Origin of the sequence: Pseudoalteromonas sp. THAF3 (assembly GCF_009363775.1) — a bacterium.
Lineage (GTDB): Bacteria > Pseudomonadota > Gammaproteobacteria > Enterobacterales > Alteromonadaceae > Pseudoalteromonas > Pseudoalteromonas ruthenica.
Genome location: NZ_CP045418.1, coordinates 1791065 through 1807432, shown reverse-complemented (window position 1 = coordinate 1807432; position 16368 = coordinate 1791065). Strand labels below are relative to the sequence as shown.

General features: G+C 45.1%; 19 protein-coding genes. 9 read left to right on the top strand and 10 right to left on the bottom strand.

What is annotated here, in order from left to right:
• Positions 1-420: 420 nt before the first annotated feature.
• The 4 genes from FIU82_RS08315 to FIU82_RS08300 form a co-directional block, all read right to left on the bottom strand.
• Positions 421-948, bottom strand: coding sequence for a cytochrome b/b6 domain-containing protein (locus FIU82_RS08315; RefSeq protein WP_152440824.1), 528 nt, complete (start codon positions 946-948; stop codon positions 421-423).
• Positions 948-1193, bottom strand: a complete 246-nt coding sequence (locus FIU82_RS08310) for a PepSY domain-containing protein (RefSeq protein ID WP_235045764.1) — start codon at positions 1191-1193, stop codon at positions 948-950. Before FIU82_RS08310 ends, FIU82_RS08315 begins: the two co-directional genes overlap by 1 nt.
• Positions 1194-1361: 168 nt before the next feature.
• A complete protein-coding gene (locus tag FIU82_RS08305; RefSeq protein ID WP_216651812.1) occupies positions 1362-1745 on the bottom strand; it encodes an HD-GYP domain-containing protein in 384 nt (127 codons plus the stop codon).
• 153 nt (positions 1746-1898) lie between these two features.
• Positions 1899-2405: a hypothetical protein gene (locus FIU82_RS08300; RefSeq protein ID WP_152440822.1), complete on the bottom strand. Its 507-nt coding sequence runs from the start codon at positions 2403-2405 to the stop codon at positions 1899-1901.
• A gap of 312 nt (positions 2406-2717) precedes the next feature.
• On the opposite strand from FIU82_RS08300, the gene FIU82_RS08295 reads away from it, so the two are divergent.
• A complete protein-coding gene (locus FIU82_RS08295; RefSeq protein WP_138507820.1) occupies positions 2718-4031 on the top strand; it encodes a PAS domain-containing methyl-accepting chemotaxis protein in 1314 nt (437 codons plus the stop codon).
• Positions 4032-4048: 17 nt separating this feature from the next.
• Here the strand turns inward: FIU82_RS08295 and FIU82_RS08290 are convergent, their stop codons facing one another.
• Positions 4049-4792: an EAL domain-containing protein gene (locus FIU82_RS08290; protein ID WP_022946515.1), complete on the bottom strand. Its 744-nt coding sequence runs from the start codon at positions 4790-4792 to the stop codon at positions 4049-4051.
• Positions 4793-5015: 223 nt separating this feature from the next.
• Between FIU82_RS08290 and FIU82_RS08285 the strand changes: the two genes are divergently transcribed.
• Entirely contained in the window at positions 5016-5585 is a 570-nt protein-coding gene (locus FIU82_RS08285; protein ID WP_022946516.1) for a DUF922 domain-containing protein, read from the top strand.
• Positions 5586-5588: 3 nt separating this feature from the next.
• Here the strand turns inward: FIU82_RS08285 and FIU82_RS08280 are convergent, their stop codons facing one another.
• Positions 5589-6281, bottom strand: coding sequence for a haloacid dehalogenase type II (locus FIU82_RS08280; protein WP_253946360.1), 693 nt, complete (start codon positions 6279-6281; stop codon positions 5589-5591).
• 142 nt (positions 6282-6423) lie between these two features.
• Here FIU82_RS08280 and FIU82_RS08275 point away from each other — a divergent pair, with 142 nt between their 5' ends.
• Positions 6424-7305 (top strand): LysR family transcriptional regulator, encoded by an 882-nt coding sequence (locus tag FIU82_RS08275; protein ID WP_152440820.1) that lies wholly within the window; start codon positions 6424-6426, stop codon positions 7303-7305.
• On the opposite strand, the gene FIU82_RS08270 is transcribed toward FIU82_RS08275, so the two are convergent.
• The 4 genes from FIU82_RS08270 to FIU82_RS08255 all read right to left on the bottom strand — a co-directional run bounded on the left by FIU82_RS08270 (position 7277) and on the right by FIU82_RS08255 (position 10297).
• The gene (locus FIU82_RS08270; protein WP_022946519.1) at positions 7277-7816 is read right to left on the bottom strand and encodes a DUF2937 family protein; all 540 of its coding nucleotides are present in this window, start codon (positions 7814-7816) and stop codon (positions 7277-7279) included. The two genes, FIU82_RS08275 and FIU82_RS08270, sit on opposite strands and share 29 nt — an antisense overlap.
• Positions 7817-7908: 92 nt before the next feature.
• Complete coding sequence (locus FIU82_RS08265; RefSeq protein ID WP_022946520.1) at positions 7909-8583, bottom strand: lytic transglycosylase domain-containing protein; 675 nt, start codon at positions 8581-8583, stop codon at positions 7909-7911.
• Between the two features lie 100 nt (positions 8584-8683).
• The gene (astB, locus tag FIU82_RS08260) at positions 8684-10036 is read right to left on the bottom strand and encodes an N-succinylarginine dihydrolase (protein WP_152440819.1); all 1353 of its coding nucleotides are present in this window, start codon (positions 10034-10036) and stop codon (positions 8684-8686) included.
• A gap of 45 nt (positions 10037-10081) precedes the next feature.
• Positions 10082-10297, bottom strand: a complete 216-nt coding sequence (locus tag FIU82_RS08255) for a hypothetical protein (protein ID WP_022946522.1) — start codon at positions 10295-10297, stop codon at positions 10082-10084.
• 439 nt (positions 10298-10736) lie between these two features.
• Between FIU82_RS08255 and FIU82_RS08250 the strand changes: the two genes are divergently transcribed.
• The 6 genes from FIU82_RS08250 (at position 10737) to FIU82_RS08225 (ending at position 16366) form a co-directional block, all read left to right on the top strand.
• Positions 10737-11297 carry a type 1 glutamine amidotransferase domain-containing protein gene (locus FIU82_RS08250; protein WP_053910439.1) on the top strand — a complete coding sequence of 187 codons (561 nt, stop codon included), beginning with the start codon at positions 10737-10739 and terminating at the stop codon, positions 11295-11297.
• A 777-nt stretch (positions 11298-12074) separates the two neighbouring features.
• On the top strand, positions 12075-13760 hold the full coding sequence (locus FIU82_RS08245; RefSeq protein WP_152440818.1) for a hypothetical protein: 1686 nt from the start codon (positions 12075-12077) through the stop codon (positions 13758-13760).
• 172 nt (positions 13761-13932) lie between these two features.
• On the top strand, positions 13933-14190 hold the full coding sequence (locus FIU82_RS08240) for a hypothetical protein (RefSeq protein WP_152440817.1): 258 nt from the start codon (positions 13933-13935) through the stop codon (positions 14188-14190).
• Positions 14191-14268: 78 nt separating this feature from the next.
• Positions 14269-15054, top strand: a complete 786-nt coding sequence (locus FIU82_RS08235) for a DUF2071 domain-containing protein (protein WP_152440816.1) — start codon at positions 14269-14271, stop codon at positions 15052-15054.
• Positions 15055-15205: 151 nt separating this feature from the next.
• Entirely contained in the window at positions 15206-15613 is a 408-nt protein-coding gene (locus FIU82_RS08230; protein WP_152440815.1) for a GFA family protein, read from the top strand.
• 450 nt (positions 15614-16063) lie between these two features.
• Entirely contained in the window at positions 16064-16366 is a 303-nt protein-coding gene (locus tag FIU82_RS08225) for an isoamylase early set domain-containing protein (protein ID WP_022946533.1), read from the top strand.
• Positions 16367-16368: the final 2 nt, after the last annotated feature.

Sequence of the window (16368 nt, the reverse complement as noted above, 5' to 3'; positions counted from 1 at the left end):
TTGTGCTGTCTTTGGTGAGTTCCAATTTAATTCCCTTTAACGCTGTATACTGCTATTTAATATCGATTTGGCCTGTTTTTTACGAAAAATACAATAGTGTTCTGTTCTTGGTGATATTGCTCAAAAATCTTAGTAACAAAAACATCTTTACCCTATGATTCATACTGGCCATATTGAGTCTTGGGCTTTAGCTTGTTGAACCTACCAACGTACGGACTGTATTTGTCTCCAGCAAACCCTCTAGCAAAAAAATGCCTAGCAACTTAACATGCCCTTGGCATATCCACTTCCCCGAGCTCACCTGTTTAACTTGTTAAATGAGTGTTTAGGGCGATAACGGGGAATGAGAACCTAAGGCACTAACTATAAAACGCGTAAAAACAAATCTTTTATTTAGGCTTTCAACCTATTCGCCAAAGGCTAGTCGCGTTTTTTTCGTTGCCCGGTAATCATGGGCGGTATTAGCGGGATGCGCCCCCACCAGCTAACCACGATAACCGCAATAATATGGATAATGGCGATGGCATACAGAGTATTGGCCGCCAAGGCATGGATGTCTTGCAGTAGCGAGTTACCGAACAGGGCATCGATTTCCTCAAGCATAAATCCAGTAACGGAAAGTGCAATAAATAGCAGCCAAGTTGCAAACACCATCAGCCAGCCAATAGGGTTATGGCCGGATTCGGTAGGGATATGGCGCTCTTTGAGGTGAGTGATGTGCGCGCTTATCGCAGCGCGGTTGATAACGGCTGCGCGGATACGGGCGTAGCCCGAGGGAAAGATGCCCCAAATCAGCCGCAGTAGCACTAAAACACCAGCGCTGTAACCCAACCACTGATGCCACGAGCCACCGGCTTCAATAATGAAGTAATTAGTAGTAAAGATGCCGACAAGGGACCAATGGACGATACGTACCACCGGGTCCCATATTTTGATTGTGCTGCTCACTAATGCGCTTCTTGTTTAACTACCGAGCCGTCTACTGGGTTAAAGTAAATTTCAACCTTGTTGTTATCTTTATCGGTGCCATAAATCTCATAGCAGCTGCCATCGGTCACTTTAAACTCATTGATGCTATAGCCCTTGGCTTGCAGTGTTGTTTTAAAGTCGCTTTGATCCAGCCATTGGCTTTGCGGCGCATCAGTACAAACGGTGACATCATTAGCAACACCGCAGCCAGATAGTATTAACATCGATGCTGCAAGCGATAGAGTTCGTTTAATATACATAACCCATTTCTCCTTTTTTGCTGTTGTATCACTAAAACAAACCCGGGGCAGATGATCAATGCGCTTGATCAATAAATGTGCAAAGTATCTGATGCCGCCTACACACCAAAAACACTATCAGCGTTGCTAAGCTTAGTTGGTGGGCTGCGAAAGCTGGTAGCCTTGCTCACGAAATAAGCTCAACGCTGCTTTAACAACCTGGGGGTCATATAATTTACCGGCATTAGTTTCTATTTCCACAAGGGCAGCGTCCAGTCCTAGCGCATGGCGGTAGGGTCGAGATGTGGCCATTGATTCAATCACATCGGCAACGGCAATAATGCGCGCTTCAAGCAAAATATCCTCGCCTTTCAAGCCTTGCGGGTAGCCGCTGCCATCCATGCGTTCATGGTGCTGATAAGCGACTTTGGCGATAGGCCAAGGAAAAGGAATACTCTTTAAAATTTGATAGCCATGCTCAGCGTGCGTTTTAATAATGGCAAACTCGCTGTGGCTTAAGCGCGTGGGTTTGGTCAAATATTCAGTAAATCACCTACTCTGGACTCGTGGCCAGCCGTGTAGGGGTCGCGCAGTTCAACCATGCTCGAGATAGCTTCAATCGTGCCGAGTACGGTATTTTCCAACCAGCTAGAATAGTGTCTTACCTGATTAAGCGCGCCTTCCTCGGCGCTAATATCGCACAAAATACCAATATAGCGCTACGGGTGAGAGCCGCTCACCAAGTGCATTTCGTCGTGAATATGAATATAGTGGCCATCTCTGTGTTTGATGCGGTAATAGTGGTGTCCGCCACCGGCGCCGATAATACGATGACTTTTCTTCTTGAGCAGGGAGTTTATCGTCTGGGTGTAGACTTTTCGACCACCAACCCATGGCCATTGCTTGCTCAGCTTGGTATCCCAGCACTTTGGCGACATTGTCACTCACCCATACGGTTTGGCTGCGCTGAGCAGTCACCTCAATGGCGTAGGTGACAATAGGCATGTGTTTAAAGTAGTTGGGTAATTTGTACAGCAGCAGCTGCTCATCGCTCTTAGCAGCAGAGACAAAGGTTTGAGCGTTATTGAGTTTCTTCAGTAAAAAGTGCAAGGCCACAGACATTAGCAGGACAAAACTCACTCCTTTGCCAATAGAAAGCGCCAACGAGTCTTCGAAATCTCCCCGTACTAATGCCAAAACCAATCGCTGGAAACTATTCAAAGAGTGCTAATAACAGCATAAAGGCCAACTATTTGATTTCGACTTAGCCCGCTCATGTACTGCTCTTAGAAATGTGCGATAAACCCATTTTTTATACTCGTCGCATTTTACTGTTCGCTATATATGCATAATAATACAATAATAAATCAAAGGGTGAGCATTCAACTTAAGGAGAATGTTATGCGCTATGTCAAATAATGCTGTGATAAGCTGCTTTATGATCCACCACACCATGCAAAACGTTTTTAAACGTTCGCTCTTTTATTATTTACTTTTGATGGTACCACCATGTTTCTGCGAAAAAGTCACCTCGCTGAGCTGAAAAGCTTGCAAGATGAAGTGCTCATTTACAAGCAAATATTCTCTAGTTTAAGTGAAGAGATGATCCATCTAACCATGGATTTGCAGGGAGTGATTATCTCTGCCAACACACTTTTTGAAACTGAGACCCAGATTAGCAGCCACGCGTGGCAAGCCAGAGCGTTGCTCGACTTCGTGCCAAATTTGGCGCGCAGCACGGAGCACTACAAGGCGCTTAAAAATGCGTTAACTCAGCGCAAGCACTGGGCTGGTGCTTTGGAAATGCAAAATAATGACCAGCACTTGTGGTTACGTGTCGTATTGCAGCCGATTGTGGATGCCAGCGGGCACTGTACGCACTTTGATCTGTTCGCATCGAATCTAACCCGCACCATTAACACCTCAAGGCACAATGAAAATGTCATCAGCGCTATTGAGCGTTCTATGGCCGTGATCCGATTTAACCCTCAAGGAAATATAATCGACGCTAACGACTTATTTCTAAACACTGTGGGTTATCGCCTTGAGGAAGTCAAAGGCAAGCACCACAGCATGTTTTGTGAGCCGGCACTGGCTAATAGCCATGAGTATCGTGAGTTTTGGCAAAAGCTCAATCGCGGAGATTACATTGCCGACCGTTTTAAGCGTATCGACAAGCAGGGACGAGAAATTTATCTCGAAGCCTCTTATAACCCTATTTTCGACAGCCATGGTCAGCTCTATGAGATAGTTAAGTTTGCCACCGACATCACTGCGCAAGTAGAGCGCGAAAGCCAAGTAAATCATGCTGCTCAAATCGCTTACGACACCTCAATTAACACTCAAAGCAGTGCCAGTGATGGGGCTGCCATTATGGAAGAAACCGCAGCGGTTATGAGCCAATTAGCAGCAAAAATGGACAGTGCGTCTGAGAAGATCAATGCCCTTGAAGCGCAATCGGCGCAAATAAATAAAATTGTTCAAGCCATCAGCGGCATCGCCGAGCAAACCAACTTATTGGCGCTTAACGCCGCCATTGAAGCTGCGCGGGCAGGTGAGCTTGGGCGCGGTTTTGCGGTGGTTGCCGATGAGGTTAGAGAGTTGGCCTCGCGAACCTCAAAGTCGACCGAGGAAATCATTGGAGTGGTCAATGATAACGCGCAACTGACCTTGGAAGCGGTGCAAACCATAGGTGAAAATAAAGACACAGCCACCGAGGTTGCAGAGAAAGTCAATGATGCCAGTGCGGTGATTGAGGAAATACGCGAAGCGTCTCAAAAAGTCGTGGATGCGGTATCACAATTTGCTAACCGGCTGTCTTAAGGCAGCCGCTCAAGCGTTTAGTGACTCGGTATATGTACTTCTGGGAGCCCTTCAAACTGGGGCTTCGCCAACAAATAACCCTGCATTAGATTAATGCCGGCTGCTCGCAACCAATGATATTCGCCCTCTGTTTCAATGCCCTCGGCAAGCACCTGAATACCCAGCTCACGCAGCAAATTCACACAGTTTTTTATGATGATCTGTCGAGTTTTATCCTGGTCGATATTGCGGATCATCAACATGTCTAATTTAACAATGTCGGTTTGAAAGTCAGCTAATAGGTTAAGTCCTGAATAACCTGCGCCAAAGTCGTCCGTGGCAGTCATAAAACCCAATTTACGATAATACTCAACGATGCGTTTGATATGGTGCGCATCACCTACCTTCTCAGCCTCGGTAAACTCGAACATAATTCGCTCAATAGGAAACTGGTAACGCTCAGCGGCTTCCAGTGTTGTTTTGATACATCGTTCAGGTTCATAGATGGCATTCGGTAAAAAGTTAATGCTCAGCATCGAGGGTATTTGCAGCTTGGCAGCCAAGGCAATAGCTTTAATACGGCAGTGCTGATCAAACATATATTTATTTTCATCGGTGAGCTGGCTTATTACCGCACCGGCGGGTTCATTGTTAACGCCACGCACAAGCGCTTCATACCCAAATACCTCGCCTTGTTGGCAATCAACAATGGGTTGGAACGCCATGGTAAAGTCAAAAGGGAGAGGGGGCGTGTTAATGCAGCGGCGACACTGAGATGCCATCAATGAATTCTCTTATTATTAACTTCAAACACTGGTATTAACACTAGCTGGTATTTGTGGGCTGTACAAGCTAAGTCGATGATTTTTGGAAAGACCTGAGCATAATCTCCACAGTTGGCAGCAAATTTATGATATTTCACACAATTGTTATCTTTTAGTGGTACAAACCCACGTACTTGATAAAATAGCGGCGTTAACAAGCCAACGCCAAAAAGGAACTCTTGTGCGCTATCTCATCTTTTTACTTTTTTCATTTTCGCTTCATGCTCAACTTGTCATTGATGAAACCACACAAAACTATGCCGTCAGCGCCGACGCGCCCGATGGTCTTTTACACGCACTCGATAGTGCTTCGCCGGTAAAGCGTGATAACAAGGTTGTGCATGGTTACACCTACTACGATATCCGCTGGCAGTTTTGGTTTGATAGTAAGTCACGCCAATGTGATATCAATAAGGTAACCACTACCTTAGAACTGGAATACACGCTGCCACAACTAACAGATAGTACTGAGAGTGTGAAAAAGGCGTGGTCGCAGTGGTTTTCGTATTTGGCCGAGCATGAGCATGAACATGGTCGTATGATAAAGGCGATGGCACAGCGCATAGACGAGCAACTAGAGGCCATTCCCGAGTTGGGCAGTTGCCGCGTGATTGAACAACAGGCAGCGCTTATCGGCAATGCTCTAAAACAAGAACTAGCACAGCAACTGCAAGCATACGACGAGCAAACCAATCATGGCCGCACTGAAAAGGCGTGGCTGGTGGATCACCTCCAAGCCACACCCAATTAGCCGTTAAGGGGTTAACAGGGCTGCGAGCTCCTCAACACTGTTAACTACATAATCAGGCGCTGGGGCTAAAGGGTAAAGCTGTTTGCCTGGGCGCGCAATAAAGGCGGTTTGCATACCCGCCGCCTTAGCTCCGGCCACATCCCAGCCATGGGCTGCAACCATCAGCGCCTGCTCGGGTGCAACGTTTAGCTTTTTCAGTGCCCATTGATAAGCGCGAAGATCCGGTTTGTATATTTGCAGGTCTTCAATGCTCAGGCGCTGCGAGAAATACGTTGTTAGTCCTGCATGTTCAAACTGGGTTTTCACGCCATAATTTGATGAATTAGTTAAGCTCACTAAGGTAAAGCCGTTATCTTTTAAGCGCTGTAACCCCGGTTTTACATCAGCATGCGCGGGCAAGCTTAATAAAGCAGGCACGATCGCTTGTTTTGCTTGCTGCTTTGAAAGTTCAATCCCCTGATTTTTTGCCACCATCTGCAATGCGGCAACGCCAATATCACCAAAATCCTGATAGTCGCCGCTGACCGTTGTCACCAGTGAATGGTGTAGCATGGTTGAAAACCACAGCGGTAACAATTGTTGCTGGCCATCCAGTGCCCCTGCAACTGAAGTGCGCATTGCTTCAAGATCAAGCAGGGTCTCGTTAACATCAAAAAAGATAACTTTAGGTCGTTGTTGGGCATAGCTTGCGGGCATAGTTAAAACTCCAAAAATCAGAGTGAGAATGACGAAATACGTACGCATGGTGGTCTCCATAGTGTGTTTTCATCAGTTTATTGATTTAATTTTTTTACATATAGTGCTAAATAACGAAACTTAAATTCGAAATAATTAAATCATGTATAGCACCGCCGACTTGGAAACCTTTATTGCCATCATTAAGCATCAGGGCATTGTGAATGCCGCTAAACAGCTGCGGCTGTCGCCTGCCACGGTCAGCCATCGGCTGGCTAAAATAGAGCGCCACTTAGGCAGTGTGCTTATTTTTCGTGATGCGCGCTCGTTAAAGCTATCACCGCAAGGTGAGATTTTTTACCAGCGAATTGAGGGAATTTTAGAGGCGCTGTACGACGCAGAATTTGAAATAGGCGCGCGTAGCTCCACGGTGGCGGGCGTACTCAAAGTAACCATGCCGCCTTGGGTCTTTTCTCAGTTTGTTATGCCGAGACTGGGTGAGTTTGAACAGCAATACCCGCAATTAACCTTGGATTTCAATATTACCGACCACTTTGTCAATATCGTTGAAACGCGCCAGGATGTGGCTATTCGCGTTGGGCAATTGCCCGACTCAGGTTTGCTTGCGCGCAAACTGGTGGATAACCACCGTTTACTGTGCGCCGCGCCTAGTTATATTGCCCGTTACGGTATGCCACAGAGTGTTGCACAACTTCAGCAGCACTATTTTGTGTGCTTACCTTGGCAACGGCAATTTAAGCTGCAGGTGGGCAAACAGGTGCGCACTTATAATGCCCGTACTCGTTTTACCATTTCGAATTCAGATAACATGACCTCGGCGGCACTGGCAGGCCATGGTATTGCCATAAAATCACAAATAGCCATTAAGCAGGCATTGGACGGCGGTGAATTAGTCGAAGTCTTGCCTCAAGCGCTTGTCAACCCACAAGCGCCGGTGTGGTTTTTGCGCGCGCAACATTCTTTAGCCACGCGCAGAGTTGAAGTGTTTTATGATTTTATGAAGATGTGCTTCGCACATTTATAAACAGCGATAGCACAGCGAGCAGGGCACTGGTTAATAAAACAAACAGCCCCTCAACACACCAAGTAATCATTAACGCCACCACCAAGGCACTGCCTAAAGAGGCCATATTCAGTTGGATTTGCGGGCGGTAGGATTGCCATACCGACTGGCCAACATCAATCACCGGCGCAGTCAGCAAGTGCCAATAAGGGTTACTTTGATAATCAGATACTGCGTTCTCTAGTTGCTCTTGGCGCTCCAAGAGTAAGGCTAAATTGTCACCGCCTTTGGCATAAATGCGGTCGTCACTTTGTTGATAGTGAGCCAACAGTTTTTCTAAGGAGCCATCAAAGAATTGCTTGGCGTCGTCTTTAAACGGGGCAATGGCTTGTGTTACCTCGTCGTTGCTTGCACGCAGTGCATGGCCATAATCGTCAACAAAGCCCGGCACTTGCAAACCCAGCAACGCGGCAATAAAAAACACGCATAAACGCACATAATGACGACACCAACGAATAATATCTTTAAGCATACACATCCATCTACGGGCACATTGCCGCACTGACCCCAGTTATGATGATTAAGTTATCACTTCACTCACACAATTGGTATGTCTTAGCGTAGCTAGCGCGCTGCACTGAGCAATCCGTTCGGGTATTGGCGCGGTACTGTTAAAGTTAATAGCTGTTGATGTTGGCGATAACGGTTATGGAGAATATCGACACGTTTAACAAAGTCGCGGGTTTGCTGAAAAGGAGGCACGCCACTGTAATGGGCAACGTTGCCAGGGCCGGCGTTATAGGCCGCTGCGGCCAGTTTCGTATTTCCTTTAAAGCGCTTTAATAGCTTAGCAAAATAGGCGCTGCCGGCGGCAATATTGCTATCGGGGTCGAAGGGGTTATCGATGTTGTAGGCTTTGACTAGTAAAGGCATGAGTTGCATCAGCCCTTTGGCGCCCTTATGTGATTGCGCATTAGGGTTAAAGCCCGATTCGGCATGCACTATGGCTTGCAACAATGCCACATCTAAGTCATTTTTGAGCGCTTCTTCGTACAAGGTTTGACGAAACTTGTAGGGGTGCAAAGGGGTTGAATACCAGCTTTGATAACGCGATTGCTCGCAGCGTTGGCATTTTACTTCAACAACACGAAAGCCACTGACTTTTGGTTTTTGATCGGTGAATACCGCAATGCCCTCGCTGTTGTAATAGTGGTAGATCACCGGATCGTTGGCGCCAAAGGCGGATATGGAGCAGGCCATCCAAATACTGGAGGCGAAGATGATGCGCGTTAACAACATAGTGCCAAACCCTGTGATAAACGTTCTTTAAGCCTAGCACAGGGTCAGCCTTTTGGCTGATAAAATAGCCATTACACGATCGCTTTAAGGCACTAAGCGATCACTGCTGAAAATCATAAATACTGCCTAAATTCATAAGTTTAGTTAATTCATCTAAGGCGGCGTAAGATTCTTGGATCAGCAGCGGATCGCGCAGATCGTCCTGGCATAGCTGGTCACGATAATGACGTTCCACCCAATCACTTAGGGTGTGATGTAACTTATCAGAGAACAAACAGGCTGGGTTTGTGGCAGCCAATTCTTGCTCAGTTAACACCACTCGTAAGCGCAAACAAGCTGGGCCACCGCCATTTTGCATACTTTGTTTGATATCCACGTAATGAACTTCATCCAAGGTATCTGGCTGAGTGAGTAAATCATCTAAATACGCCTTAACCGCTGGGTTCTCAGCACACTCCTGCGGCGCAATCAGCGCTGTGGCATTGCTAGGCAGGGTAATAAGCTGGCTATTAAACAAATAACTGCTCACGGCATCGGCAACACTCACTGCCTCGGTGGGTACTTCAACAATACTAAGGCGATGGGCGTCGTTATACAGTGCACTGTAAGCAGAGCTTATTGTATCCAGAGCTTGGTGTTGCTTATAAAAGGCTTGCTCGTGGCAAAAAAGCAGCTGCTCATTACCAACGGCAATGACATCATTATGAAACACGCCTTGGTCGATCACCTCTGGATTCTGCTGAATATACAGCTGTTGGCTATCATCGAGCTGGTGCAAGCGAGCAATAGCAGCGCTGGCCTCAAGGGTATGGCGAGCAGGGAATTTTTGTGGTTTCACACTGCCTTCATTAAAGGCCTCACGCCCATACACAAATAAGTGCAAGCCCTTATCGCCGTGCTTTGGGCATAAGCGGGTATGATTTGCAGCGCCTTCATCGGCGAAATGGTCGTGCCCAAGTAAGGGGGCGTGATGGGCAAAATAGTTTGAATTAGCGAACGTTGCTTGTAATACCCGGCCCGTGGTTGGCGCTTCAATGGAGCGATGCAACTTATTGCTTAAATTGGCCGCCGTAAAATGAACGCGGTTATCGGCACTGTCGCTTGAGGGGGATACGGTGGCAGCATTCGCACTCCACATTGCTGATGAAGAAAAGCATGCACTTAATAAAGTAGGGTTATATTTGTACGCTTTTTCGAGTATTTGTGCATCCGAGCCAGTAAACCCCAGCTGCTTTAACAGTGCCATATGAGGGCGTGCGTGAGGGGCCAGTACACCTTGGTGTAAACCCAGCTGACGCATCCTGCGCATTTTCTCAAGCCCCTGCAAGGCCGCTTGTTTAGGGTTAGATGGCTGCGCTGCAAAACGCTTAGAGGCAACATTACCAAAAGACAATCCGGCGTAGTTATGGGTGGGGCCTACTAAGCCGTCAAAGTTTACTTCATAGCTGTGCATAGTACTCCTTAAAAATGCCTGTAACAGTAAAGGGCAGCTTTAAACCTAGCGGTGATGTTGTGCAAGTGCAATGTCAACGTCATTGAGTTGTTTTAATAGCTGCTGGCGCCGTTTGAGCAAAGTGCCTCGCGATGAGCTTTGGTCGTGCATTCGCAGCGCCTTATATATTTCCCGTTTAGAGAGCTTAGTATGAGCCGCCGCTTGCGAGACGCTAATTTGCTTATTCAACAAACGGGGCATCACAGACGCGAGGCTATTCATCGTATTTACCCTGCGCATAGTCATGAATCTGCCAAATACTAATATCGAAATGCCAAAGTAGGTAAAGGGTTTCACGTAGCTGTTGCATAACGGCGCTCCTGATGTGGGTGACGCTGTAGCTAATGAATAATCTGTGCCATTAATACAAAGAGTAATAAATACATAGACCTATAGCTTGATGGAAGTATTTAAAAGGGGTGTTAAGCACTGTTTTGGGTCATTTTTAACTGTGGTTGCACCATGCTTTTGCACTGTGTGCTCAAGTATTAAGCACCCATCGTTTGGTCATGTAAGTGTTTCATTAAAGCCTGAAAGCTTTGCAGGCAAGCTGTCATTAAAAATACAGCCAGAAACTATAAAAGTCATTAATTTCAGTAGGTTATTAATTTGGCACGATGGCTGCTCATACTTAAATGTGTTTAATTTAAAGGAGATTAATATGAGTACACCTTTAGCAGGTAAGAAAGTAGCCATCCTAGCCACTGATGGGTTCGAACAAAGCGAACTGGTATCTCCTCGTAAAGCGTTACTCGATGCCGGTGCCGAGGTAGACATTATCTCTATTAAGCCAGGCACTATTCGAGGTTGGGAGGACGACCACTGGGGCGAAGAAATAAAAGTAGATAAGCTAGCGCAAGAAGTCAGCGCGGTTGAATACAACGCCCTAGTACTGCCCGGCGGCTTATTTAACCCCGATGCACTGCGCCAAGACACCGAAGCAAAACGCTTTGTGGATGGCTTCTTCCAAGAAGATTACATCAAACCCGTTGCAGCTATTTGCCACGGTCCGTGGATGCTAGCGGAAATTGATAAATTAAAAGGGCGCAAAGTCACCTCGTACCCAAGTATACGCACCGACTTAGAAAATGCCGGAGCCAATTGGGTAGACGAGCAAGTTGTGGTGGATAATGGCCTGGTCACCAGCCGTAAGCCCGGCGATTTGCAAGCCTTCAACAAAAAACTAGTTGAAGAGGTATGGGAAGGTCGCCACGGCGAATAATTAGCCCCATTTGCTTTTCAATAAAAGCCAGCAGCCTCACTGCTGGCTTTTTTGTGGATGCAATAAATGAAGCTGTACTTTATTAAACCCACTAGTAAACGCAGCGTATTTTTTATATGAAAAGCAGCAGACTCAGATGTTTAAGCGTTATTGTTGAGAGTTAATATTTCTCTTCAATAGGCATATGGTTTTTTTATGCGTCACCACATTGGACATGCTCATAGGTGAAGCGCCCGAAAACCTATCCAACAGAGCGTGTTATGCAATGTAATACCAACCATTAATGAGTGAATAATAGTTCCAACCACCTGAATTTAATACAGTTATCTATTTACATAACGAGCCAAACTCGGCTCGATTAACTCATTGCGCGTTTTCCACCTCACGACTGAGTATCGACGTGACGAAACTCAGCTGCTAACTTAATTAACAATAAATAAACATTGGCGTGGTAAAAACACAAAGAGCTATTTGGTTTAAGCCGAAATTGTACTTTGGGATCAGGAGCAGAATGAGTCTGTTAAGACTAGTGATAAACCTTTTAACTCATGGAAGAGAGTGCGTAATTATATCGATGGCACGCAAAAATTAACTGAAGAGTGTGAGTCAACTCTCAAAGAGATTCTAACTTTTGTATTTTGCAAATAAGAACATAACAAAGCCAGCCAGCAGGACGCAGCAATGTTGCGCCTCTGCTGGTGGGTGCTATTCAATCAAAGAACTCGTCCGCAATAACTTCGACAGTGTTTTAGGTGTCTAGGAATTTAAGGGATTTTTATGAAGAAAATAACGCTTTTTATCGTTTCTATTACTGCAATAATTGGAGTTGCCGTTTTTGTTATTGGAGACATACAGAAAAAGACTATAAAGGATTCAATTGCTTCAACTTTAAATGTCGATTCAAGTAAAATAATTCTGAACCTCCCCCCCAAAAACGCCCGATTTCCAGGAACAATACTATCACCAAACAAGTCATCACTTATGGTTTATACCGCTGGTAATTTAGATGATGAATCAGTTTTGAAGGGCGAAAAATTCTCTGTAGAGGCGATTGTTAATGATATGTCCAGTGTACAGGGGGCGGGTCAAAGCTCTTTACTAAATAGCGCTTTTTCTAATGATGAGCAACTAGAAGTAACTCTCAAAATTAAAGATGCATATGTAGCAGAACTACCAGTTGGTGCTTTAAAAGAAAGAATAAATGAAAACGAATTAGTTCAAACTGCAATGAAAAAAAACATTGACCCAATCATTGTTAGTCGTGCCTACATAGGGAAAATAGAGTATGTAGTTCGCGCACTTAGTGAAGCGGGAATAAAGGCACTCGCCGAAATTTCTAAAACGGGGTATGAAGTCGAGAAAACCAGACTAGGCTCTTTTAACTTCTCGGACAATATAGAAGGCAGAAGAGAGATATCATTTTCTATCAATGCACCGATAATATTTGCTTACGAAGTGATGGGGGCGAGCCGAGTAGCCACTGATTTATCTGATCAGGGAGAATTAGTGTTAAATGAGTTGAGTGCTAGAAGAGTGAAAGAGATCAGAGACGAAAACTCATTGCGAGCTCAAAAGAATCATAAATCATTTGGAGCAATTACCATTGCTAATGCTCATTACGAGAACTTTAGCTCACTAAACGTACCGCAAGCTACACAAGCATCTATTTTGATGGAGCGCTTATTTGAAAGCTATAATCCAGTTTTTACTAAACAGCTTAATAGTACTAAAGAAATGCCGCTAAGTGATGAGAGGCTTTTAGATTGGACGATTGATCTAACATTAGAGCTTTTGCAGAATCCCGTCGACCACTTAGTAGTGTATTACACAGGACATGGCCTATCTTTACCAAATGGAGAAATTGTACTTCTTCAAGGTAACGTCAATAAAGACTACGCGGAACGTGCTGCGAAAAACTATAAACCTTCTCTTAGCGAATCTGGGGATGGGCTTATTCTTGTAGAACAACTTTATAATGCACTTGCTATGACAAACGTGCCCTTCACACTAATTATTGATGCATGCTACCCAAATGACGAAATGGCTGCTGCTCTAACTAGAGTAAGTATGCTTTTAGGAGACAAGGAAGGTGATGAACTTTACTACATTGGTAATAATGCTCTAATTACAGATGAGCTTTCAGATATTGGGAAAGTTATGCGACAAATCGGAAGCCGATTTGAGTATCGCCAACAAGACAACGCTGTAATTTTTTCTTCAAAGCCTGGTGCTAAATCAGGGTTTAAACCTAATCCTATTGATCCTTACGGCCTAGAGTTGCCTCCATTAGCAGCACGAATATTAAAATTTAACGACTATATTGATCATGATGGTAAAAAAATAAAGCTAGCTGATATTATCAGAATGAATATCGACTCAGTAAATGGTATTGGCGAAATTAGCCTAAGTGGCTCAATTACATGGAGCAATTTAGAAGTAATGACCAATTCTTTGGGGGAGTGAGAGCTATTATGTGCCACATATTCAAGCTTCTGAGCCTAGGAGGTGCGTAAGAATCACATGCACTCGGATAGCAAAAAGTGGCGCGGCTTTCGCTGCACTTCAACCCAAGCGCTTTTTCTGCCTTTGATGTAAGGCGTTCCCTCCAGGACTCGTAGATAAAAGGATTTATATTTTGCCCCCACAAAATAATGAAGATTTAAAACTCGTTCATATTCCTGCATTAGTCGCAGTGCTATTAAACGCCGAAACGAAAAAAGGCGTTCCCTTAACTGAGCAAGAAGTGTTAGATATAAGAGACTCTTCACAATGTATGGCTATGCCACTTGATGTTGCTGAGGAGCTGGCAGAAGAAAGAGGTTATGCCGATATCGACCCTGAGAATGCATGGGATGAATGGCAAAGTGTTAGATTGGAACTGCTTAAAGGTTAGATATTGTTGCCCAAAAATGCAAAAAAAGAACGCAAACCAGAAACCTAGATTTAGTTGTAGTGGAGCGATTGTACGTCGATGGACTCATTAAAATTAAAAGACTTTCTTCACCCTCGGCCAGCGCCAAGAGGGATTGATGTTCTGTGCAAATTACAACACTTCTCAATTATTACTTATGCTGTGGACCCTTCACGATTTGAGGGGCTTTTTCCCGAGCGATTTGAATTGGATACCCTAGAAATTAATGGTGAAGAAAAGGCGTTAATTTCTGTTGTTCCTTTCATTGATGTTGATTTTACCTCGGCTGTTTTTCCATTCCCTAAATTTACCATGGGCCAAACAAACTACCGCATCTACATTATCGATAAAAAGACCAACGAAAGGTGTGTTTGGTTCCTAGGTACCACGTTGGATTCATGGACGTTAGTTGTCCCTAGGTTTGTTTGGAACTTGCCTTGGTATAGTGGCAAAGTGAAGTTTGATTGTGAGTTCGATTCATCAACCAGGCTATATTCACAATATAAAATGGTTACCCAAGCCGATTGGGCGCCAGCACATGTTGAACTAACCCAAAGCCCAGACTCTAAACTGGAGTTACCGGGCTTTCCTGATGTAGAAACGGGGTTGGTATATTTAACTCATCCGCTTGCGGGCTTTTATTATCGCCGTGACGGTAAACTGGGGACGTATCGAGTCTGGCACAAAGCGCTAGAAGTGAAGCCGGCAAACCTTGAATCGGCCAACTTTGGCTTGTTATCGCGCTTGGGTTTAGTGACGCCAGAGGAGCAACAAGTCGCGCATAGCGTTCTTGTTGAACCTATTAATGAATTTACTATTTATTTACCTCCTAAAGTGATTAGATAAAACTACAGTATGGCGTGGAAACGTTATTGGCAGCCCTTGGCACTAGGGTGGCGCACTGTTGTTGCCATGGCATATAGCGTGGTGTAACGCAGAGTCAGTTGCTTGTCGTTAATTTATGGGCACAGTGCGAACAGTTAAAAGAGGAATTCAGATGTATAAGGGAAGTTGTTTGTGTGGTTCAATCCAGTTTCAATTGCAGGGCACTCTCACTGATATCATTCATTGTCATTGCTCTTTATGTCGCAAGGCCAGCGGCAGTGCCTATGCAACCAATGGCTTCATTAATGCAGAAGATTTAAAAATAACAGACAAAGCAGGTACTTTGACTTATTACCAAAGTGCCGAGGGTAAACGTAAATACTTTTGCAGCCAGTGCGGGGCACCCATTTACAGTGCTAATGCACAGTCGCCAAACAGGTATCGGCTGCGCCTAGGAGCATTAGACAGCGATATTATAGAGCGACCCATTTCTCATAATTTTGTGACCTCAAAAGCAAACTGGGATGAGTTAGACGCAGCGCTCCCTCGTTATGAAAAGCACGAGCCTGGGCGCCAGTGAACTTGGCGCTGGGCTAGGCTGCAATCTGGCACCGACGGCGTTGGGTGCTTTGTAGGAAATAGCGCTGCCTTATATTAATTTCCTCAGTCAAACTCCCTCTTAAACAGTGTTAGATTTGCAACAGTCTGTTGCCCTGTGAGCTGATCGCAAGCACGCGTGAAAATATCTCATTATGCGTTTTGTTGGTTTGTTTCTATTATCCCTTGTATCTATTTGAGGTTCGCAGCAGATGCCTTGGCACTTATCCTGCTAACACCCTATATGTGGCGGGTGACACCCTCACTTTTCGGCGTGTTTGCACCGAGAAAGCGCATTATATGCACTGTAATAATGCGTCCATATTTCTTTGCTAACCTCGCCATCAGACTTTGCAAAACACACCGATTTGCTGAGCAGTATCCATAGCACATTGATGTGGCGAACAAATATACACTTGTTTGGAGCCCAGCTATGTTAAAGAAGCGTTTTTTCAAAACAAAAAACGAAGCAGAAGTGACCTTTGAGTATGAGCACCCACACGCAGCCCGTGTTGCGCTCGTGGCGGAATTTAATCAATGGCAACCTTTGCCCATGACCTGCTCGAAAAAAGGCAGCACATTTCGCGTTAAAACGCGCCTTCCCAAAAACAGCGAATTTCATTTTCGCTACTTAATTGATGACCAAGAGTGGGATAACGACCACCAAGCCGATGCCTATGTTGCCAATGCCTATGGCACTGACAACAGTGTGGTATCAACCCATGTTCAGCCTTAACA